Raw genomic sequence first — 22,051 nt, forward strand, 5'->3', positions numbered from 1 at the left:
ATGAAAGTTGTATTTCCTTGCTGAAGTGGAGAACTGGATGGATCAGGCGTGTGGGGTCCAGTCGGCGTCGAACTGGCCGGGGCCGCGAAGGAACGCCGGGACCGCGCAGGCATCGCCGGCCGCCGGGGCGTCGTCGGTTTCGGCGCCGACGGCGAGGATGCCCTTGACGGTTCGGTAGGTGGGGTCAGCGACCTCGATCGCGCGAGCGCATGCGGCTTCGAGCCGGTCGACGCCGTGTTCGCGGCGCGATCCGAGCACTCCCTGAGCGGCGCGCAGGTGGTAGATCGCGTTGGGAGACAACAGGTCGTCGATCGACAACTCGCAGGCCGGGCCGACCTCGACGGCGATCTTGCGGCACCAGGTCGGGCCTTGCAGATGGAACGCGATCTTCTCCGGCGGATAATGGTCGGGGTTGGTCGCCCGACCCGACAGCCGCAGGACATGAGTGGCCACGACGTGCTGGTCCCGGAAGATCTGCACGACATCCCCGCAGACGCGGGCGTGCAGGGTCTGCCCGATCAACCGCCACGGCACCGAATACAGGGCTTTGCCGACCTCGACGTGGGTGTCGAGACCGACCTTCCCGGTCGACCAGCGGGTCGACACGAACGGCGTGGCCGGTAGCGGCAGCAGGGCGTCGCGTTCGATCGCTTCGAATACCCGCAGCGGCTGGGCGCCGTCGAGGGCCCGGGAGTGCCGCAGCCCGGCGACGTCGGTGCTCCAGCCGGCGGCGTCGTCCTGCATCTGGGCGAGACCGGTGAATTCTCGCCCCTGCCAGAAGGAGTCGCGAACGTATTGGATGATCCGTTCGACGCGTGGCTTGTCCTTCGGTTTGCGGACTCGTGCCGGGTCGACCAGCGTCCCGTAGTGGTGGGCGAGTTCGGCGTAGGAGCGGTTCAGACGCGGGTCGTAGAGGTCGGGCTTGTCGACACCGGTGCGGAGGTTGTCGATCACCAGGCGGGCGGGAACCCCGCCGAAGAACTCGAACGCCGCGACATGGGAAGCACACCACGATGATTGGTCCATCGAGGTCACCGGTTGCACGAACAACATGCGCGAGCACGACAGCACCATCACGAACCCTTGGACCGTGACCCGCCGGCCCGCGACGGGATCGAACCAGGTGCCGAGTTTGCCGTAGTCGATCTGGGCTTCGCTGCCCGGCGCGACCGGCGGGCGGGGCACGGTCACCCTCGCGCGCGCCGCCTCGTCGGCGAGGTTGGCCGTGATCCACCGGCGGACAGAGGATTCCGACACGTCCAGGCCGTGGTCGTCACGCAGGCGCTGCGCGATCGTGGCGACGGTGACCTTGTGGCCGAGCCATGAAACTTCTCCTCGCCATCTGTGTCGTTCCTCCTCACCAGCCGTGGACTGTCGAGAACGAGCGAACATGTGTGCGAGACACGCCGACCGGCGACACACCGCCGGGTGGAGGAATTACGTGACGGCCGGGTGGAGGAATACCGTGACGGGGAAGTGGGGGAATTCCGTGACGGAACTACCCCTCACCTGGGGGAATTACTTGACCGCTGACAGTCCGGATGCCGACCGCGATGTATTCCCTGCGTGTCGTGTCGTGTCGTGTCCGCGAAACGCGCAACCAGCTCCGGCGAACCGATCGCCGCAAATCCCAGCGGTTCGGGCCACCGCGAGAACGGTCCTGCCATCAGCGCGGTGAACGGGTTGTTGGTGAAGGAGTTACGCGGGTCGCTTGAGATAGTGACCGGAATACCGAGGGGGTGGGCAAACCCTCTCTGTCAGGCTGTGGTGAGACACTCGGATGTCCCCGAGTTCACTGTTTGAGGGCATGACTGGAGCAGCAATCCCGTGAGTAGCCCGAAGCCCGCACCCGCTGGTAGGCCAGTCGATCCGGCGCCGAAGCCGACGCGGCGGACCTTCACCGCGGAGTTCCGCGACAAGATCATCGACGAGTACCGCGACGCCCCACACGGGGAGAAGTCCGCGGTTTTGCGCCGCGAGGGTCTCTACCAATCCCAGATCGCCGAGTGGACCCAGGCCCGCGACACGAGGCAATCCGGCGGTGCCACCAAGCGTGCCGTTCGACCCTCGGGCGATGCGGCCGCGCGCCGGGAGAACGAACGTTTGACGCGTGAGAATGACCGCCTGGCAAAGCAGTTGAAGCAGACGGAGGCCGCGCTCGAGATCATGGGAAAACTTCACGTGCTTTTGGAATCCATCTCCGAGAGCACGGGCACACCGCCGCGACCGACCAAGCCATGACCGACGCCTACGACGACCTGCGGGCCGTCGAGGTGCCCATCCGCCGGGCCTGCACGCTGATCGGGCGGTCACGAGCCACCCATTACCGGCATCAGCGGCCACCGATCCAAGGACCCGAACCCGCTCGGGCGGTGCCAGACAACGGTCAGGCACTCACCGCCGCCGAACGCGCCCATGTGCTCACGGTGATCAACTCACCGCCCTACGCGGACCTGGCGATATGCCAGATCTGGGCTCGTGAACTCGATGAAGGCAACTATTGGTGCTCGATGTCGAGCATGTATCGCATCGCCGCCGCCGCGGGTCAGAACCGGGAACGGCGACGACAGGCCACCCATGCGGCGAGGGTGAAACCCGAACTCCTCGCCGACGGCCCGTCGCAGGTGTGGACCTGGGATATCACCAAGCTACGCGGCCCTGCCAAGGGTGTCTGGTTCCACCTGTATGTACTCATCGACATCTACTCCCGCTACACCCCGTCCTGGATTGTGTCTCGTCACGAAAGCGCTGAACTGGCACAGGAATTCATCGACGAGGCCATCGCCCGCAACGGTGATGTCCCGCACACCGTCCACGCCGACCGCGGCCCGTCGATGACCTCGGGGCTGGTGTCGGAACTGCTCACCGATCTCGGTGTCACCCGATCTCATTCCCGGCCACGGACATCGAACGACAACCCTTTCAGCGAGGCGCAATTCAAGACCCTCAAATACCTTCATGATTTCCCGAAATCCTTTGCCTCACTGAAAGACGCGCGCCTGTTCCTGGAAGGATTCTTCAACGAATACAACCACATCCACCGCCACTCCGGCATCGGCTGGCACACCCCCGCATCAGTCCACTTCGGCACCGCCGACACCATCGACGACGCCCGTCAGATCACCCTTACCGCCGCCTACCACGCCAACCCGGCCCGGTTCGGTCACCGACCCACCCCACCGAAAATGCCAGCCATCTTCTACATCAACGAACCCGCACCCGAACCCCAAATCAACTGATCAGCACTGTCTCATTTGACTTGACAAATTCCGAAATGCTGCCTCCTGCACGCGGGTTGTGCCAAGAGGAGAGTTCGCGGGCCGTGGGTACGAACAGGGTGCTGAAGTGGTTCATCCGCTTGTCGAGGGACGACCGGAGTGATGGTTTGCCGAACATGCCCGGCTCGTCCAGGTCCGACACGAAGGCCATCTCATGAAACATCAGTCCGGCCTTGTCCTGCAGAGTCATCCGGGAGAGCAGGTCCTCGATCCGCTGGTCGACGGTGAGGGTGGCGTCCTGATACGGAAACCGGGACTCGGTGGAGGTCACAGATTAAACCCTTCGTGATCAATTGTCGTTTCAGTTGGCCCGTTTGACCGGGAGTATGGCAAAAGCCGCGAACAGGACCACCACCAGCGAGACGACCCACACCATGCTGTAACCACCGGTGAGCGACACCACCAGTCCGGCGACTACGGGGCCGATCGCCTGACCGAAGTTGCCGGCCAGGTTGGCCATGCCGAGGTCACGGCCCGCGGTCTTCTTGTCGGGAATGACATCGATGAACAGGGCCTGGTCGACCACGATGAACGCACCGAGCGCAATGCCACCGATCACAGCCTGGACGTACAGACCCGGCACTGTGGCCCACGCCAATGGGACCAGCATCGAGGCAGCCATGAGTATCGATGCCCAGAAGACGAAGGGCTTGCGTCGGCCAATCTTGTCCGACCACCGGCCTACCAAGGTCATCGTGACGAGCATGCAGGGCAGGCCCGCGAGCTGGAGCAACGGGGCTGTCTTCGTCGCCTCGGTCACGCTGAGCGAGGGTTGCACGTAGCTCTGCAGCATGTAGATCGAGAACGCGTGGGAAACAGCGTAGCCGAACATCATCACGATCTTGGCGATCCATACCCAGCGGAAGTCGCTGTCCCGCAACGGAATCACGAATGCCTGGAAGAACTTTCTCCAGTCCATGGGCTGGACCTCGAGCGACATCGAGGACCGGTCACGTGCGAAGTACGCGAACGCCAGCGCACAGACAACGAGCATCACAGCGAACGGGTAGTACGCGTCCAGACCGAACCGGGAGAAGAGGACACCACCGGCAAGCGCGCCGGCGACGCCCCCGAACATCGCGCCCAGCCCAGAGATCGCGGAGGCTGTGCCGATCCTCGTCTCGTCGACCCTGTCGGCAACGGTCGTCAGCAGCGGCCCCTGGCCAACAGTGATGACGAGCTGGCCCAAAGCCCAGCAGACCGCGATGACGAGGATCGTCGAGGAATGCCTCAACCCCACCAGCAGCATGCTCCCGAGAACGGCTCCGCCCACGATCCATGGGGCCCGGCGCCCCCAAGGGGACCGCATCCTGTCCGACAGGACCCCTGTAATCGGCTGAATGAACATACTGATGAACAGACCGATAGCGGTGATGACGGACAGGCTCTGGGCGCGCGCGCCCTCGAACTTGTCCAGGACGCCGAGCAACCGCTGTTGCTCCCCCGTGGGGTTGATGGCGCCTGCATCCACCTGCACCTTCAGATCGCTGAGCTGCTGAAGATCGACGCCCGCGTCGGCGCCGGTGAAGAACCTGTCGAATTCGATGCCCTGCACATGGTTCGGTAAAAGGATGCCGCTCACGGCACCCCACGTGATAAAGAAGCCCATCAGCCCGAGGGCATAGAAGAGCAGGTAGCGCTTGAACGGCTTCCCACCCGTCAGCTTGGTCGAGGTACCGGCTTCCGGGGGGGCGCCGATGCTCTTCAGAGAGGCCGGTTCCGGCGTGGTGAGCGGATCGCTCATGGTGCGGTCCTTCTTCAGGAGGATTTCAGACCACCCGCGGAGGAGTCGTTCCGCACGGAAGTACTCCTGCCCGGGAATGGCGTGGGAGATGGATCCGTGACGGCCTGTGGGTGCGCGAATGTGCCCTGAAGGCGGATGAGGCGAGTTCGGGGATGCTTTCTGTCCCGGCAGGACATGCGCCTAGACCACGCTCAATTGCCGCTTCACGGGTTCGCACCCGTCCGCGGTCACGGTGATGTCGACCAGTCCCGGCTGATGGTCGGCGCGGATCACCGCGAGGGCCCGTCCGTTGAACGTTCGGTGTGTATTGCCGGCAAAGCCTTCGGTAGTGATGGGCTCTGCGCTTCCGAGCCCCAGCAACGTGGCAGCACCTTCGACCACTACCGTGACGCTGCGGTCCGCCAGCGGCCGTAGGGTACCGGCGTCGTCGGTGATCGAGACCGGTATGTAGGCGAGGTCGGCGCCGTCGGCACGGAGGCTGGTGCTTTCGGGTTGAACGGTCAGACGGATTCCGGTACCTGCGCTGTGGAGGGTGCGACGGCCGACTTCACTGCCGTCTTCGGCGTATGCGATCGCGGTCAGTTGCCCCCGCTGGTAGGGAAGGGTGAACCTCGAGAGATATCCCTTGTCCGGCCCTGAGAGAGCGCTTCCCACGGTGTGACCGTTGAGTTGCAATTCGACGCGCACAGCGTCCGCATAGACCTCCACGGTCGCGGGACGTCCCTCGCATCCCTCCCAGCTCCAGCTTGCGATGGAGTTGGTCGCCCGCCAGCCGGTGGACATCACCTTCTCGCCGGAGTGGTTCACCGGCTCGACAGCTATGTGGGGACCTCTGCTGAGATGCCAGCCGATCTCGTCGAGGTAGGACTGGGTCTGCCGAAACCCCGTGATATCGATGACCGGCTCCCCGGCGAGCAGAGCAGGATAGGGATGGTAGATCGCTCGCTTCGTCGTGCCGTACTGTTTTACCGCGATGCCGGCTTCGCCGATGTAGTCCCAGCCCGTCCAGGCAAAATCGCCGATCACGTGCGGAAGCGACGCGATCTTCCTCCAGATGACCGCTGTGTGCGCTGCTCGAGTCTCACTGCCGACGATCACCCGCTGCGGGTGCAGCCTCGCGTCGAGTTCGTACCGTCCAACCATGTAGTTGTAGCCCGCGACGTCGACTTCCGCGTAGATTTCGCGGGTGCGCCTGTCGACCGCCGGAAGCCGGACGATGTGCTCGAGCATCCTGTCGAGCACGCCGATGAGAAGGTTCAGGACGCGGATGAGGTTCTTATTCGGGTTCTCCTCGCCGGTCTGGGCGGCTTCGGCCTTCTTCGCGATCTTCGCGTCGTCACGCGAGGCGATGAGGTTGAGAAAGCCGTTGACGCTGTTCGTGGTCAGTCGCGTAGGGTCGAGTTCGCGCGTCTTTTTCGCAATCAGACGGTTGATCGCGACGCCGCGCGGTGTCACTGTCTCCGAGATCTCGTTTCCGATCGAGTACATGATCACCGACGGGTGATTGAAGTCGTTGGCGATCATGGCTTCGAGGTCGCGCTCCCACCACTGTTCGAACTGCTGGCTGTAGTCGTATTTCACCTTCGGCAACAACCATGCGTCGGTCAGTTCGTCCATGACGAGGATTCCGTGCCGGTCGCAGGCGCGCAGCAGTGCTCGCGAGGCGGGGTTGTGCGCACTTCGTATCGCGTTGAATCCGGCCTCTTTCAGGATGCGGACCCGTCGATCCTCTGCCGCATAAAGTGTGTGGGCGCCGATCACGCCGTGGTCGTGGTGGATTGCGGTTCCCCGCAGCTTCACCGATTTTCCGTTGATCCGCAGTCCGTTCCGGGCGTCGGCGGTTACCGTCCGAATCCCGAACTCTTCGCGAGCGAGATCTATGGTCTGCGCTCCGTCTATAACGCTGACCTGGACCTCGTGCATGCGCGGCGTCTCCGGTGACCACAACGCCGCGTCGACAATCGAGACCTCTTGGCGGAGCACCGCCGTACCGCGAGCCGGAACAGACAATTCACCGGTCACCGGTTCGAGGGCGACCCCGTTCGGATCCGTGACCTCAACGGCAACCGTAACGGTTCGTTCACTCGCCAAGCCATTGACGATAGAGGTCTCGACACTGACGATCGCCGTCGAGTCCGAATGCGACCGAGAAGTGACGCGCACGCCTGTCGGGGTGATGAAGACGCGTTCGCCGACCATCAGATGGACGGGGCGGTAGATGCCACTTCCGGTGTACCAACGGCTATTCGGCTCATCCGAATTATCCGCCACCACTTCGATTGTGTTCTCGGCCCCGAATTCGAGGAAATCATCCAGTACCACATGAAACAGCGCGTACCCCGAAGGGCGTCCACCGGCGAGTCGGCCGTTCACCAACACCTGTGAACGGTGGTAGACACCTTCGAACTCCACGACCACAGTTCGATCACGCCAGTCCTCGGGAGCGGTGAACGACTTCGAGTAGCGGTACACACCACCCGGATAGAAGCCGGTGTTCCCCCCGTTCTTGCTGTCGGGGTCACGCTTCTCGAACAGCATGGCGTCATACGGCAGAGTCACCGGGCCGACGGAATTGTCGCCCGAGGACCCGTCGTCCTTTCGGACATACCAGTGCTGATCGAAAGATTCGCGGATCACGAGTTTTCTCCTAACCAATCAATGAAGCCCGAAGTGCGTCATCAGTTGCTGGCTGGCGACGATGGACACGTCGATCACCTCGACGGCGCGCTGCCGGCGACGGCCTCGACGTTCACCGTTGGCAGGAAGGTACGGTCCGCGGGGCGCAGGATGCGTCGATCCCCGGTAACTTCGATCGAGGCATCCATGCGATGGTCGTCCGACGAAGAGCCGACGAACAGGTCGACAGTCGCCGGTTCCACCGCGATGCGGTGGTCGAGTCCACTGAACGCGAACTGGTCAGCAGACACACGCAAGGTCACGCGCGCGGATCGGCCCGGGTCCAGTTGCACCCGGGCGAAGCCCGCGAGTTGTTGCGCGGGCCTGGTCACCACCGCGGCATTGACCCTGATATAGAGCTGAACTACCTCGGCTCCGGCGCGATCGCCGACGTTGGTCACCGTCAGGGCCACTTCAGCCACTCCGTCGGTGCTGATCCGAGGAGTCACCTCGAGATCGGTCAGGTCGAAGCGGGTGTAGCTGCGCCCGGAACCGAAGGAGTACAGCGGTGTCGCGGACATGTCGCGATAATGCATTCCCCGGATGACCGCCTCGCGGCGATACCCACTGTCCGCGCGCTGGTAGTGGTAGATGGGGACCTGCCCGCCGTGGCGCGGGATCGTGTAGGGCAACTTCCCGCCGGGATTGATCTCTCCGAACAGTGCCCGCGCCAACGCACTCGTGCCGGACTGGCCCGCGAAGGACGACACCACCAAAGCGCGTGCCTGCAGTACGGAAGGGGGCAGCGGGTAGGGGCGGCCTTGTACGAGGACAACGACCAGGGGTGTTCCTGTAGCGGCGACGGCGTCGGCCAACTCCTGTTGCACGGCGGGCAGCGCGATGTCGGCGGTGTCGGTGCCCTCACCCTCCGTTCCGCCGCCGATCGCGGCGCTGTGCCCGCCGAGAGCGAGAACGACGATATCGGCGTCGCGGGCGGCCGCTACCGCCCGGTCGATCGCAGCGTCGTCGAGACGCTCCGTCAGCCCGCTTCCGGCCTCGACGACCACGTCGGCGCGCTCAGCGATTTCCTCGGCCAACGACCGAACCCCGTACCGCAATCGGACGTAATCCTCACAGCCCAGATCGGCTGTCTCCGGGCCTTCGGCTTCCGCTCTGAACGAATCGGTGCCTACCAGATTTCCCAGGCCCCCCGAAGCCATGAAGCGATACATCTCCCTGCCCACGGGGTAGGTGTAGGTAGCGAACTGTTGGTGCGCCTCATGTCCGAGCGGCCCGATGACCGCCACTTTCGCTCCGGACTTCAACGGCAGAACACCGTCATTCTCGAGCAGGACGATACTTTGCTCGGCCAGCTCGTCAGCGACTTCGGTACCCTCGGCTGTCGTGGCGGTGACGTGGACCGGCCCCTCCGGCACGTAGGGAGACTCGAAGAGGCCGAGCTCGAATTTGGCGGTCAGCAAGCGCAGCACCGAGGTGTCCAACTCCGCCATCGGCACTCGCCCGGCCTCCACCTCGGCCGCCAGAGTCTCGCCGTACGCGAAAATAAACGGTGCCTCCAAATCCAGGCCCGCATGCAGCGCCATGCGCGCGACTTCGGCCTTGGTGGTTGCTACGCGTTGCCGGTCGAGCGCGTGCTGCATGGCCATATAGTCCGCGATGACGAAGCCGTTGAAGCCCATCTCCTCGCGAAGTAGGTCATGAAGCAGCTCGCGGGACACCCCGGCGGGGATGCCGTCCACATCGCCGTAGGAGGTCATCACCGACCGCAGCCCGGCGACATTGATCGCCGCTTCCACGGGCAATGCCATCACTTCGCGGGTGAATCGACTACCAGCTTCGAACGACGACGCGTTGAGTCCACCCTGACCCAAGCCGAACCCGAGGAAGTGTTTGGCCGTGGCCAGCACTCCCTGCGTCAGATCCGTACCCTGCAACCCACGCACGAACGCGACGCCGAACGCAGCGGCCAACTGTGGGTCTTCACCGTAGGTCTCATGTATGCGGCCCCAACGCGGATCGAAGGCGATGTCGAGCACAGGGGAAAGCGCGTGCCGCAGGCCCAGTCGGACCATCTGCTTGCGGATGACCTCGGCCATCCGCTCGACAAGGTCCGGGCTCCATGTCGACGCCAGCGCGATCGGTGTCGGAAAAACCGGATGCCTGGGCGCGACCACCCCATTGAGCGCCTCGACCTGGAACAGCGCCGGAATGCCCAGCCGAGTCCGCTCGGTCAGGAATCGCTGAATGTCATTGACTCCGCTGGCGATGCGGGACGGATCCTCGGTCTGCGGACACACCAATCCACCGATACCTGTGGCCAGCATCATGGTCGCGTTATCTTCGATCAAGCGCCCTTCGCCGAGCACCAGCATCGACATCAGGCAAGTCAGCTGCCGAGCCTTTTCCGCGACTGTCATCTGCTCCAGGAGCAAGCGGGCCCGTTCGTCCGCTCCCAGCGATGTGTCGTGGTGGTCCTTGATCCCTGTCACCATTGTTCACTCCAATTCCACACAGACGGTCGAGGGTTGTCGAGATGCGCCGCCAGCTCCAGCGATCCAGCCGCGAGAACCATTTTGAGGCTGCACAGGGCGTAACCGAAGCCAGTATCGGTAACACGGTGTAACCCATGTTTGACTGTAGGACAACTGCTGCCCGACGTCAATGAATGCCGCGTGCCAACCGCCCGCTGACGACACTGAGATCGTGTACACCGGTCGGCCGCACGACCAGGGCCGCGGCCTCGGCCAGGAGGAGATGGAATGAAATCAGTTGGGGACAACGCAGTCGGCGTCATTGCCGAACTCGCCCCGAAGACGGCGCCGGCCCCCGGGCGAGCGACGAAGCCTCCGAGTGACGGGCTGATGACGACCAGGAGAGTGCGTACCGGAGGTGACCGCCGGTACGCACTCGGCCCGGGCGTTGGGCTCGGCTCGCGATGACCGACCGTAGTGAACGATGGACCCGATTTCGCGACCGACAACGTGAGGATATTGCCAATGCGGTAATAGCGGCCGTGTCCAACTCGCGAGAGGAGCCGCTGAACGTTACCGAAGTCGTCGACCTCGCGGGAATCAGCAGAAAGACGTTCTACAAGTATTTCGACAGCCTTCCTCCCGCGCTCGTCTATACCCGGAGTCAGGTGCGGCGCGGACTCACCGAACACGCCGAAGCCGCCGTGGCCGATGCACCGAACGGACGCGAGCGGTTTCTCGGGCTGCTAGCCGATCTCGTCAGCGTGGCAAATCGAAGTCCGGACCTGATTCGCTTCATCAACTACTTCGATCACACGTTTCGCGGCAAGGAGCAACAACACAATCAACATGAGCAGGAGACATACATAGCGGCCGACTCCGAGAACGTCACACAAGCGTTCCTGACCGGTCAGGCTGATGGATCAATCCGCACGGATCTCGATCCCTCGACGAACGTCTTCGTTATCGGGAATTCAATCATCGGCCTGGTTCAACGATTCGAAGTCGCCACGCACGCCGACAACCCCGACCTGATGCAGTCGTCGATCGACCTACTCGTCGATGTGTGGCGTCGCCATCTCGCCCCCGGCCCCGGCGAGCGGAGTCCCTGACGTCTGCGCGTATACGACACGCTGTGCGCGCAACAACTACTCGACTCGAGCGCCGTCCGTGAACTGTCGAGCTCGTGCAGGACCGGCTGCGCACGGGGTTTGGCGCAGGGATGGGGTGGCGCCGAAGTTGTCGTACGGCTGAATGTCTTCCGGCAACAAGGGATGCGCGGACCGGGCCTCGCCAGCGAAATGCGGACGAATTGGGTGCTGGCAGAGCTGCTTTCACTGGCGACTGTGGTCAATCACACCATCCGGCCGGATGTGATCGCGCCTCGGTGACGGCAAGAATAGACAGCGATGGACACATTGGCGAGTAGGGGCGCTGGTCCGGAACTGCACTACACGGTGGAGTTGCGATGGCGTACCGAACCTCAGGCATGGTGGAAACAATCGGTCTCACGTATCTTTCCGACGTGCTGCACAGCCACGCCTCGGCCCTACGCGAGATAGCAACGATGAACGGCTAGATATGTCGTTCGTAGGAATAGCCGCCAGATTGCCTGTCGAGCAGTTGATCTTCGACGGTGGCTGTCGGGGCGCTGGAACTCTCGCACGGACGGCATGGACCATCCCCGCGTGCGCGGGGCCGACTTCAAACCCGCTGTTAGTGGTTCGGGGTTTTCCTGCATTCACGGTCGATCACGCGTAGTCCCTTACGCGCGCCCTACCTGCGGTAGCGCTAGGTCGTGTTGCACGCTGGTTCGCTGGGGATCCCGCGCAGTCGCTCCGAATTCTTGGTGTTGGTTTGGGGAGGGTCAAGTCTGCCCGGCCGGTGTGCACAGGGCGGGGCGTGTCGGACACGGCTGGACCGTCGAGGAGAAGACAGCGAGTCAGCAGGCGAATGGGTAACACGATTGCGGCTGCGCGGGCGCGGCGGTGGAGGGCACCGCGGTGGTCTCGGTCGGCTCGTAGGATCCCATATGGGTCAGTGTCAGCACGACCAGCAACAGGACAACACCACCGGCGAGGCCGCCGAGTGACCAGAGGATCACCATGGGTGATGCGCTGCGGTAGCCGTGGACGTACGGGGAGCGGTGACCCCGCGACGGCGGGCGTCGGTCGGTGACGCGGCTATGGCCGCGCACGTTACTCCCGCCGATCTTTCCCCTGCGCGAATGCGCCCGCACCGCTTCATACCCCATGACGCCAGTATGACGCCAGGGCACGACGCGACCGGTCGGTCGGGGCACCACGGCGAAGATCGTGACGGGTGCCGTGGGCTCGCTGCGACACTGCGGCATTGGCACCTGGAGACTGGCCGGGTGACGATCGAGCCGCTGCGCCAGCAGATGATCCCCGACGTGATCGCCTTGATGGAGCTGGGCGAGCCTTTCATCACGGCGCGAACGTATTCCGACTACTGGCTCTACGCGACTCTGTTCTCCTCGACCTGCCCAGTGGCGCTCGTCGATGGCGAGGTGGTCGGCACGGTGATCGCGTTTCGCAGCCAAGACGATCCGAGCGAGGTGTACGTCCAGGATGTGATGACTCATCCCGATCATCGCAGGCGCGGCATCACCCGCCAGTTGATCGCCCGCGTGCAGGAACGGGCGCGGGCGATGGGCTGTTGTCGGATCTATTTGACCTCCGAGCCGCACAACAAGGCCGCTCACCGGGCATGGTCGGCGCTGGGGTTCGGCAACGTTTCCGGCGACCGGATCGTTGACGGAGTGTCGGTCATCACCGATTTCAAGGGCCCGGGAAAGGCACGGGCCGTGTACGAGCTGACGATCGCACGGTCACCAGGCACGGCCGAGTAGTCAACCAACAGCGACAATCTCGTTGCGGCCCGCACGACACTGCTCAACCGAGATCCTCGGATCGGGCCGAACCGGGTCCGGTGGACAGGAGGGAGCAGTGCGGTCGACCTGTCGTGACGTGCGCATGGGCGGCTGGGCGCTACATTGCACTGTCCTTTCATGCCGCGATTGAGGTCACCTCAGGCTGCCGTTTTCGTGCTGTGGTGACGTCTTCGATGAATGGGTGTCGAACGCCGCCTGTCGACCGCGGCGCCCGGCCGGCAGCTGAGCGGAACCATCGTTCGGACGTTCCGGCGTAGTTTGTCGAATCCGAGGAACGGGGACGAGCTCCTCGTACAGGGATGCCGGGGGTGTGAATCCCTCGATGGGCCGTGGTGGTCAGCGGCCGAAGGTGCGGGCGGTGGCCAGGGTGGTGAGGCGGTTGTCGTTGCCGGTGTCGCGCAGTTCCACCCGGCCGAGGCCCTCGTGTAGGTGGGCCGAGGCGATGATCGGGCCGACCCTGGCGCCGAGGAGGTAGCGCAGGCCCAGGAAGCTGAGGGTGTCGCCGGGGGCGAGGGAGAGCACGGCTTCCTCGGCGGCCAGGGCGATGAGTCCGCCGTTGATCGTGTCGGAGGCGTTCAATGCCTCGATCGAATGCGGCAGCACAACCTTTCCGGGGCTGAGGCGTTCGCAGCGGGCCCGCTCGGCCAGCGGCACGGGGAGCCGGTCCGGGGTGGGCGGGAGTTCGATGGTCAGTGTCGGCGGCAGTTGGACGTCCGGGTTCGGGGCGACCATGAAGGAGGCCGCCCCGACGGCGATCGGCGCGGCGTCGATGCTGAATTCGAATTCGGCGACGAAGACCGAGCGGCCGACCTTGACGACCTTGCCGACGGCGTGCACCGTGCCCGCGCTGGGCGCGGGGCGGTACAGGTTGACGTCGAGTTCGAGCGTCACCGGGACGCGCGGGCCCATCACCAGCGAGGCCAGCAGACCCGCGACGATATCGGCCCAGGTCGCCAGTACCGAGGTGCGGAGGATGTCGGTGCCGGGCACGTGCATCTCGGGGGTGATCTCCGCGGTGCCGTGGAGTTCCTCGCCCGCGCGCCGGGTCACGAATGCCAGTTCGCGAATGATCTGTCCGTGCCCGTCCAGGCTGCCGGTCACACTCGTCACGATTTCTCCTCGAATACGCCGACCGCCGGCATCGCGGCGCGCAAACTGGTCCCAGAGTTCGATGAATTAAACTAGAACGAATTGAATCATTAGTCAATTTTGTGAACATTCGGAGTTCGGCGGGCCGTGGCAGCGATAGGCCTCTCGTCGAGGTCGAACCGAGGCGTCGGTCTGGATCGGGAACGGGGCGAGCACTGGCCTTGGGCTTGGCCGCGCGAGGCGCCGAGCTGGCGCTCTCCGATGTCGATGCGAGCGGATCACCGCATTCGGCCTCGACAATCTGACGCACGGCGCGGCCGGCGCGGGGCTACGCCATATCCCGACCATCTCGTGACAACCCACGATTACCGATGCGCTCAGGCCTCAATCCGCTGATCATCACCGGATGTCTGGTCGTTCTGGTGGTCGGTGTGTGGCTGACCCGACCGGCCCGGTTGTGTCAGGCCAGTGCCGCGCCGCCGTCTATCGCGAGCGTGGTGCCGGTGACGTAGGCGTTGTCCAGGATGAAGAGATAGGCTGCTGCGGCTTCCTCGGGGGTGCCGACACGCTGCGTGAGCAGTGCGGACGCGGCGTCGTGGAGGAAGGCCTCCGGGTCCGGGACACTCCTGTCCCATAGTTCGGTGCGGATCACGCCGGGCTGGATCACGTTGACGCGCACGGGGGCGAGTTCGACGGCGAGTGCCCGGGTCAGGGCCTCGATTCCGCCGGTGATACCTGCCGCGAGCGCGGTTCCGGCCAGGGGGCGTTTCGCGAGGACGCCGGAGCTGAATGTGATCGAGCCGCCGTCGCGCAGTCGTGGTGCGGCGTACTTGGCGGAGAGCAACGCGCCCCAGAAACGGCGTTCGAAGACGGCCCTGGCCTCCTGCGGGCTGGTGTCGATCAAGGGCTTGATCAGCAGTGATTCACCCGCGGTGTAGACGAGGTGGTCGAACTCCCCGATCTGCTCGAAGAACTCGGCGATGGCGTTGCCGTCGGCGACGTCCAGGCGTCGGCCTTCGGCCGGCGCGCCGAGTTGCTTCGTCGCGGCGTCCACGCGGTCCTGATTACTGGAGGCGATCACGACCTCCGCGCCGACCGTGGCGGCCTGTTGGGCTACCGCGAAGCCGATGCCGGAGGTTCCGCCGATGATCACGATCTTCTTACCAGCCAGAGACATGGGATCCATTCCTTCGTCGATGCAGTGCCGATCCGGCAACCGGCAAGGCTTGAACCTACGCCTGTGCATCGAGACGGTGAATGCCTTGAAGTCTCTGATTCATGTCATATCGTCTCGCCTCATCGCTACTAGAGTGGTGCTGTGGACATTCTCAGCGACACCCTCGAAGTCCTGCGTACCGGACGCTCGATGGTGACACGCACCGCCGCGCACGCCCCGTGGGCGCTGAAGTTCCAACCCGTCTCGGGAGCCGGATTCCACGTGGTGGTGGAAGGGCGCTGCCATGTGCTGGCACCGCACGGCCGACCGCTCGCGCTCGGGCCCGGCGACATCGTGTTCCTGCGGCGTGGCAGCGGGCACACATTGTGCGACGCGCCGGGCCGCGATCCGGTGGACTTCGTGCCCGAGCGTGTGGACCGTTCCTCTCCGGTCGGCCAGGTCACCGTGGACGGCCCGGGCCCGCGCACGGTACTGGTGTGCGGTGCGTACGCGATCGACGTCGATCGCCCGCATCCGCTGTTCAGCGATCTACCGGAGCTCATCCACCTGCCCGCGGTTCCCGGCCGTCACCCGGTGCTGCGCTCGGCGGTCGATCAACTGTGCGCCGAGTTCCATGCGCCGCAACCGGGTTCGGACGCGGTCGTCACTGCGCTGGTCGATCTCCTCCTGATGTACATCCTGCGGTCGTGGTATTCCGAACTACCGAAGGAGCCGGCCCGGGGGTGGGTGGCCGCGCTGACCGACCCGGTAGTCGCCCCGGCCCTGAAGGCGATCCACGACGATCCCGGCCATCCCTGGACCGTGGAATCGCTGGGCGCCCGGGCCGGGCTGTCTCGCGCGGCGTTCGCTCGCCGTTTCGCCTCGGTGGTCGGCGAGCCGCCGTTGGCCTACCTGACCAACTGGCGGATGGCCACCGCGGCGCGGTTACTGCGCCGATCACAGACCCCGCTGAGCGCGATCGCGCAGCACACGGGGTACACGTCGGAATTCGCCTTCGCCAAAGCATTCAAACGACACTTCGGATCGGCGCCGGGGGCCTACCGCAAGCAGGTCGAGACGGCAGACGGCGAACCACGCGGAGACAACGGACGGTGAGACAGCGCCGACCGACGACTTCGACAACAGACCGAAACCGAAGCGACGAAGCACGCGCGCCCGCCATGCTTGGATGAGAGATATTGCTGGGGAAGAGATTCGATGCCTTCGACCACGTCCTCGAAGCGTCGGGATCGAATCGGTGTGGTGAACAGTGCTCGCGAGGAGAGCGTCCACGACCAGTTCTACCCGTCACCACAAGTCAGCCACACACCGTCGAGATTCACCTCGACACCCTGGGCGATTCTTACTCTCCGCATCGAATTCACCGGTCTGACATCACATGACGTCGGACCGAAGCTTCCGGGAGCCGAATGGATCAGGGGGATGAGGAAGTGCAATCGTGCGCCGAGCCATCGGCACACGAACCGGATTCCTGGCTCGGTCATGCGGGCTCGGTGACGATCGTCGCGACTTCGGCCATCAGCCTCGGGATATCGCCGTGCTCGTGGGCGAGCACCCATTCCACGATCTGCAGTGTCGCTTCGATGACCGGGCGGACGCGTGCGAGGCGACGGACCGCGAATCCGTTCAGCAACGCGTCATCGAGCACGTCGTTGCCGAGCAGGAGTTCTGCCAAGACCTGGGCGTCCTCGAGCGCCATGGCAGCCCCTTGAGCGACGGTTGGCGGGCAGGTGTGCACGGCGTCACCGATGAGTACGACCCGGCCACGGTGCCAGGGGCCTTCGGCGAGATAGGACTCGAACCATGTGTAGTGGACACGCGAGGTCTCGGTCAGGGTCGGGCTTATCACATCCCAGGGGCCGTGGTACTCCTCTGCGAATCGACGCATGACAGCGAGGCGTTCGTCGGCGGTGAGGGCCGTGCGGTCTTGGGCGTCCTCGGTGAAGAACGCATACATTTCGTGCTCGTTGATAGGGCCGTAGCCTGCGATGTAGGAGGGGCCGCCGTAGCAGACCTCGGTGTGCGTGATCGATTCCGGTCGCGGGACGATCGCTCGCCACGCGCCTAGGCCGGTACTTCGAATCTCGGCGTCGATTCCGAGATATCGCCTCGTGTGGGAGCGGACGCCGTCGGCGCCGATCACCAGGTCGTAGGTGCCCACCGAGCCGTCCGAGAAATGTGCTGTGACCGAGTCCGGCTGCTGCACCAGGTCGGTGAAGGTGAGTCCGGTACGTACCCGGATCGGCAGTTCCGCGACGCGGTCGATGAGAATACGCGCGAGGGTCGGTCGATCGATGCCGAGGGTGGCGGGCAGATCCGGTCCACCGGTGCGTGTGGAGGGAACCCGGGCCAGCAGCGTGCCCTCGGCGTCGGGAGCTCGCAGGCCGAGCCAATCTTCCTGGACGTATCCGGCTCGGCTGATTCGTTCCCAGATTCCGAGTTGGTTCAGGACTCGCAAGGCGTTGCCTTGCAGAGTTATTCCTGATCCCAAGGCCGTGATGTCGGGGTTGATCTCGATCAGATCGACCGTGACGCCCGCTTCGGCGAGCAGGATCGCACCGGCGGCGCCGGCAGTGCCACCGCCGACGACCAGGACGTTGTTGAGTGCAGGCATCGTTGCCCTTCCTTCAGGCAGGGTGGTTCTGGTGGAACCGGGTCACGACTCGTAGGGGTGAACGGCTTCGTTCGGCTGGAATCGGAATTTGTGGCCCCACATCTCCGGTCGCTTGCCTTTGCGCAAGTTGATGAACAGTGGTGACCTGCGTTCCAGATCATCGATTTCCAAACCGCCCCATCCGTATTCGATGAAGAAGCCGGCCGGGGAATGGAGGTAGTAGGAGATGACTTGGTCGCCGATATGGCGCCCCAGATTCATCAGCAGGTCGGGGCACTCGTCGCCACCGAGTACATCGAAATAGGAGTATCCGACGTCGTCGAAACTTTTCGACTCGAGGTACACATGGTGCAATCCGAGTGAATTCGGTACTTCCACGAAGGCGACGCTGTGGTGGCGGGGATTAGCTCGCAGGAACCACATTTCCCCCATGGGCGGGTTGAGGGTGATGATGTCACTGGTCTGAAAGCCCATCGCGTCGAGGTGGAAGTCGACGGCCTTGCGTACGTCGGGTACCGCGAAGACCACATGCCCCAACCCTTGGTCGCCAGTGACGAATCCGGCGTGCGGACGCGGTGGGTTCCAGTCCCGATACCCGGATTCCTGGTAGCAGAAAAGTTCGTACGGTTGTCCGAAGGGGTCCTCGAATCGCACCAACTTGTCGACTCCGCGGGATGCGGCGACCTCGATGTCCGCGAATTCGGGCTTGGCGCCGGCCTTCTCCAGGCGAGCCATGGCAGCATCGAGATCGCGGTGTGAGAGGACCTCCCACCCTACGTAGGCAAGTTTGTGTTGTTCGCCGGGATGAAGGGAGAGTCGATAGTCGGCCTCATCGATCTTGACCCGGACCGCCCCGTCGTCTCCATCGGGGCCGAGCATGCAGCCGAGTACCTCGGGGGCCCAGGTGCGCCATTTGTCGTAGGTCGGGGATTCGATTCCCACATAGCCGAGCTTCGCGATTTCGCTCATGCCGTATCTCCTATGGTGTTTCGCCACAATGTGACGCAAGTCCTAACAACGACCGTATGGCTCGTGGAGGTGGTCGCGGAAATAGTTGTTTTCGATTGCTCGCATTCGAGATTCGAGATGGTTCGTCAAAGGTCCAAGGTCAGGTGATGGTCGGCGGCCCTGGATACACAGGTGACGACCTGTGAGCCGGCGTCGCGTTCTGCGCGCGTCAGGATGGAGTCGCGGTGCTCGACTCGGCCGCTGAGCACCGCTACGACGCAGGCGCCACAGATGCCGGCGCCGCAGGAGAATGGCACATCGATTCCGTTGGCGCGAAGGGCGGTGAGCAGCGAGGTTTCAGCGGGTACGTGAATTCGCTCGCCGCGCCGAGCGAGCAGGACGTCGCATGACGCGCCGCCGGTACGCGATGGTGCGTCGAACCGTTGTCGGTGCAGACTCACCCTCGGATGCTGTGCTGCGGCGACTTCGGCTCGGTCGACCAGATTGCTCCCGCCACAGACGTATACGGCCGCGCTCGGGGCGGCTGCGGCGAAGGTGCGATCGAGGTCGTACTCCGACACGACTGTCGCACGCGGGCCGAGAGATGACACTTCCCGGCGCAACGGGCCTTCTTCGTCATCACGCGACATGTACACGAGTGACCACGGGTAGATGCGCGCAGCGGCGATCGCTCGTGCCATGGGTAGTAGCGGGGCGATCCCGGCGCCGCTGGCGAGGAAGGCGAAACTGCTCGCGCCGACGAGCCGGAACCGGTCGTGAGGTCCTCGGCAACCGATCCGATCGCCGGGGGCGAGATGGTCGTGAATGTATCGCGAGGCGCTGGCTTCGGTGCTGTTCTGACGGAAGTGCTCATGTCGCACCAGTACGCGCCACCGAGTTCGATCGGCGGGGTCACCGCACAGCGAATAGGGACGGATCCGGCTCTGCGGTAACACGAGGTCGATATGTGCACCCAGTGGCCACGCGGGTAGGTCGGTGCCGTCTGGCGAGCAGAGGACGAGTTCGACCATTCGATCGGCGACTTTGCGCTTGGCCAGCACTACCAGGTCGAGCATCACGGGTCAGCGGGGTAGTGACCGCGGATGGCCACGCCGGTTCCGGCTGCGGGAACCGGGTTCACAGCTGTCGTCGCATCGGCCGGGGCGGATGTCACGCGGTGACCTCGAGATGTGCGGGAGCGGGGAGTGGCCCGAGTAGCGCGGTTCCGTTTCCGCTGCGGATCGCTGCCTCGGACGTGGCATCCAACGCGGCCGCGGCGAGACGTTCGAGTGGGTCTTCGACGCCCATATCGAAGGGATAGTCGGTGCCGATCAGGACACGTTCGGCGCCGACCGCCGATACCAGGGCGCGCAGCCCGTCCGGTGTGTAGACCAGCGAATCGAACCACAGTCGGGGTAGGTAGGAGCTTGGTTCATCGCAGCAGGTATGCGAGTCGGGGCGTGCCTGCCAGGCATGGTCACCGCGTCCGAGATAGTACGGCAGATAGCCGCCGCCGTGGGCGGCGAGGATCCGCAGTCCCGGATGGCGGTCGAGCAGGCCGGAGAAGATCAGATGCGAGAGTGCGATGGTGGTTTCCATCGGCTGTCCGATGATGTTGGAAAGGTAAGCGGTGGCGAGGCGTTCACCCAGGGTGCACCCCCAGGGGTGGATGAAGACGACGGCGCCGAGTTGCTCAGCCCTGCTCCAGAACGGTTCCAACAGCGGATCCGCCAATCCCCGTCCCGCCACATCGGTCGATACCTCGACGCCGCGCAGCCCGTTGGCCATGGCTCGGGTGAGTAAAGCCACCGCGAGGTCGGGGTGCTGTAGCGGTACGGTGCCCAGTCCGATCAGTCGATCCGGGGCGGCGGCGCAATGGGCGAGTACGCCCTCGTTGGTGAGTTGACCGAAACGGTCCGCGACGGCTCGGTCCGCCCAGTAATGGTGCATGGGCATCGGGCTGACGAGTTGGATGTCGATGCCGGAAGCATCCATTCTCGACAGTCGGGCGAAGGGATCGGTGAGTGCGGGCGTGAGCGCCACGATCTGTTCGCGGTTGACCGCGGCGGAGGTGACCCCCGCTCCGCGAGCATCCTCGGCGCGTTGCCGGATGAACCCGGGCTCGTCGGCCAGTACGGCGTCCGCGGCGGAAATTACGACATGAGCGTGGACGTCCAGGGTCGGGTTCATCGGATGATCTCCGTGACACAGGTGTTGTGTTGGCTGCCCAGCCCGGTGATGGAGGCCTCGATGAGGTCCCCCGGGCGTAACCAGCGCTGCCACCGTCCCCCGTTTCCTGCCGGGCTACCGGTAAGTATCAGATCGCCGGGATACAAGGTGGTCGCCGCCGACGCGGCAGCGACCAGAGTGGGGACGTCGAAAAGCAGGTGATCGGCCGTATCCTGTTGTTTGCGTTCGCCGTTGAGATCCAGAGTCAATTCCAGATCGCGATAGTCGCCGACGAGTTCGGCGGGTACGACGAAAGGTCCGGTGGGAAGGAAGGTCGGACGGTTCTTGGCTCGCATCCAGTCCCCGCCGAGCGGTTGGTGTTCGATCGGAAATTGGAGGTCGCGCGCGCTGATGTCGTTGCACACCGTGTAGCCCGCGACGTAGTCCAGTGCCCGCTCGCGTGTCACTCGGCGCGCGGTCGCGCCGACGACGATCGTCAGCTCCACTTCCCAGTCGACCTGAGCGGATTCGGGCGGCAGGAGTACATCGTCGTCGGGGCCGCAGATGGCCGCGGGCAGGCCGGCGAAAAAGAACGGGCTGCCGATGCGCGCTCGCTCGTCCATCATTTCCTCGGCGGCGCGGCGCAGCTCGTCCGGTGAGCGCTCGTCGTCGGCCGCGCGTCCCGAAATCATGATCTCGGCGACATGGGTGCGGTAGTTCGCGCCTGCCTGAAAGATCTGACGCGGCTCGAGAGGAGCCTGTACGCGGAGCTCCGACAGAGGAATTCCGTCGGCGCCGAGAGCGGATTCGACCAGGTCGGGCAATCGTGACCGGACGAATTCCCAGTTCTCCAATAGGCTTCGCACCGTTACGGGGCCCTTGACCAACCGGTCGGGCTCGAAACGCAGCACTCGGTCTCCGGTGATCAGCCCAGCGAACTGGTCGATCCCGTCGGTGAACGTGCCGAGGGCGTAACCCTCTACCCAACGCGTCACTGGGCGCTCCTCTCG

At 64.3% G+C, this 22,051-nt stretch carries 17 protein-coding genes and 1 pseudogene; 5 read left to right on the top strand and 13 right to left on the bottom strand.

Features of this window, described 5'->3' with window-relative positions:
* Positions 1–42: 42 nt before the first annotated feature.
* A pseudogene (istA, locus tag OG225_RS07725) lies at positions 43–1,323 on the bottom strand (IS21 family transposase); the annotation flags it as partial.
* 504 nt (positions 1,324–1,827) lie between these two features.
* Between istA and OG225_RS07730 the strand changes: the two are divergent.
* Complete coding sequence (locus tag OG225_RS07730; RefSeq protein ID WP_405176967.1) at positions 1,828–2,241, top strand: transposase; 414 nt, start codon at positions 1,828–1,830, stop codon at positions 2,239–2,241.
* Complete coding sequence (locus OG225_RS07735; RefSeq protein ID WP_405181037.1) at positions 2,238–3,239, top strand: IS3 family transposase; 1,002 nt, start codon at positions 2,238–2,240, stop codon at positions 3,237–3,239. Before OG225_RS07730 ends, OG225_RS07735 begins: the two co-directional genes overlap by 4 nt.
* On the opposite strand, the gene OG225_RS07740 is transcribed toward OG225_RS07735, so the two are convergent.
* From OG225_RS07740 to OG225_RS07755, 4 genes are all read right to left on the bottom strand, one after another.
* Positions 3,232–3,549 carry a hypothetical protein gene (locus tag OG225_RS07740; protein ID WP_405181038.1) on the bottom strand — a complete coding sequence of 106 codons (318 nt, stop codon included), beginning with the start codon at positions 3,547–3,549 and terminating at the stop codon, positions 3,232–3,234. The genes OG225_RS07735 and OG225_RS07740 overlap by 8 nt on opposite strands.
* A gap of 30 nt (positions 3,550–3,579) precedes the next feature.
* Positions 3,580–5,022 carry an MFS transporter gene (locus OG225_RS07745; RefSeq protein ID WP_405181039.1) on the bottom strand — a complete coding sequence of 481 codons (1,443 nt, stop codon included), beginning with the start codon at positions 5,020–5,022 and terminating at the stop codon, positions 3,580–3,582.
* Positions 5,023–5,202: 180 nt separating this feature from the next.
* The gene (locus OG225_RS07750; RefSeq protein ID WP_405181040.1) at positions 5,203–7,659 is read right to left on the bottom strand and encodes a glycoside hydrolase family 2 TIM barrel-domain containing protein; all 2,457 of its coding nucleotides are present in this window, start codon (positions 7,657–7,659) and stop codon (positions 5,203–5,205) included.
* Between the two features lie 74 nt (positions 7,660–7,733).
* Positions 7,734–10,151 carry a glycoside hydrolase family 3 N-terminal domain-containing protein gene (locus OG225_RS07755; RefSeq protein WP_405181041.1) on the bottom strand — a complete coding sequence of 806 codons (2,418 nt, stop codon included), beginning with the start codon at positions 10,149–10,151 and terminating at the stop codon, positions 7,734–7,736.
* 443 nt (positions 10,152–10,594) lie between these two features.
* On the opposite strand from OG225_RS07755, the gene OG225_RS07760 reads away from it, so the two are divergent.
* Positions 10,595–11,242, top strand: a complete 648-nt coding sequence (locus OG225_RS07760) for a TetR/AcrR family transcriptional regulator (RefSeq protein WP_405181042.1) — start codon at positions 10,595–10,597, stop codon at positions 11,240–11,242.
* Between the two features lie 830 nt (positions 11,243–12,072).
* Here the strand turns inward: OG225_RS07760 and OG225_RS07765 are convergent.
* Positions 12,073–12,384 carry a hypothetical protein gene (locus OG225_RS07765; RefSeq protein ID WP_405181043.1) on the bottom strand — a complete coding sequence of 104 codons (312 nt, stop codon included), beginning with the start codon at positions 12,382–12,384 and terminating at the stop codon, positions 12,073–12,075.
* 120 nt (positions 12,385–12,504) lie between these two features.
* Between OG225_RS07765 and OG225_RS07770 the strand changes: the two genes are divergently transcribed.
* Positions 12,505–13,002 carry a GNAT family N-acetyltransferase gene (locus tag OG225_RS07770; protein ID WP_405181044.1) on the top strand — a complete coding sequence of 166 codons (498 nt, stop codon included), beginning with the start codon at positions 12,505–12,507 and terminating at the stop codon, positions 13,000–13,002.
* A gap of 378 nt (positions 13,003–13,380) precedes the next feature.
* Here OG225_RS07770 and OG225_RS07775 read toward each other — a convergent pair whose 3' ends face one another.
* Positions 13,381–14,154: a PaaI family thioesterase gene (locus tag OG225_RS07775; RefSeq protein ID WP_405181045.1), complete on the bottom strand. Its 774-nt coding sequence runs from the start codon at positions 14,152–14,154 to the stop codon at positions 13,381–13,383.
* Between the two features lie 439 nt (positions 14,155–14,593).
* A complete protein-coding gene (locus tag OG225_RS07780) occupies positions 14,594–15,310 on the bottom strand; it encodes an SDR family oxidoreductase (RefSeq protein ID WP_405181046.1) in 717 nt (238 codons plus the stop codon).
* Between the two features lie 141 nt (positions 15,311–15,451).
* On the opposite strand from OG225_RS07780, the gene OG225_RS07785 reads away from it, so the two are divergent.
* The gene (locus OG225_RS07785; RefSeq protein WP_405181047.1) at positions 15,452–16,405 is read left to right on the top strand and encodes an AraC family transcriptional regulator; all 954 of its coding nucleotides are present in this window, start codon (positions 15,452–15,454) and stop codon (positions 16,403–16,405) included.
* Between the two features lie 385 nt (positions 16,406–16,790).
* Here OG225_RS07785 and OG225_RS07790 read toward each other — a convergent pair whose 3' ends face one another.
* The 5 genes from OG225_RS07790 to OG225_RS07810 form a co-directional block, all read right to left on the bottom strand.
* Positions 16,791–17,924, bottom strand: a complete 1,134-nt coding sequence (locus OG225_RS07790; protein WP_405181048.1) for an FAD-dependent monooxygenase — start codon at positions 17,922–17,924, stop codon at positions 16,791–16,793.
* A 42-nt stretch (positions 17,925–17,966) separates the two neighbouring features.
* Positions 17,967–18,893 carry a VOC family protein gene (locus OG225_RS07795; protein WP_405181049.1) on the bottom strand — a complete coding sequence of 309 codons (927 nt, stop codon included), beginning with the start codon at positions 18,891–18,893 and terminating at the stop codon, positions 17,967–17,969.
* A 125-nt stretch (positions 18,894–19,018) separates the two neighbouring features.
* Entirely contained in the window at positions 19,019–19,948 is a 930-nt protein-coding gene (locus tag OG225_RS07800) for a flavin reductase family protein (protein WP_405181050.1), read from the bottom strand.
* Positions 19,949–20,042: 94 nt separating this feature from the next.
* Positions 20,043–21,062: an amidohydrolase family protein gene (locus tag OG225_RS07805; protein ID WP_405181051.1), complete on the bottom strand. Its 1,020-nt coding sequence runs from the start codon at positions 21,060–21,062 to the stop codon at positions 20,043–20,045.
* Positions 21,059–22,036: a fumarylacetoacetate hydrolase family protein gene (locus tag OG225_RS07810; RefSeq protein ID WP_405181052.1), complete on the bottom strand. Its 978-nt coding sequence runs from the start codon at positions 22,034–22,036 to the stop codon at positions 21,059–21,061. The genes OG225_RS07805 and OG225_RS07810 overlap by 4 nt, the downstream gene beginning before the upstream one ends.
* Positions 22,037–22,051: the final 15 nt, after the last annotated feature.

Origin of the sequence: Nocardia sp. NBC_01377 (assembly GCF_045040005.1) — a bacterium.
In the GTDB taxonomy this organism is placed as follows: Bacteria; Actinomycetota; Actinomycetes; order Mycobacteriales; family Mycobacteriaceae; genus Nocardia; species Nocardia noduli.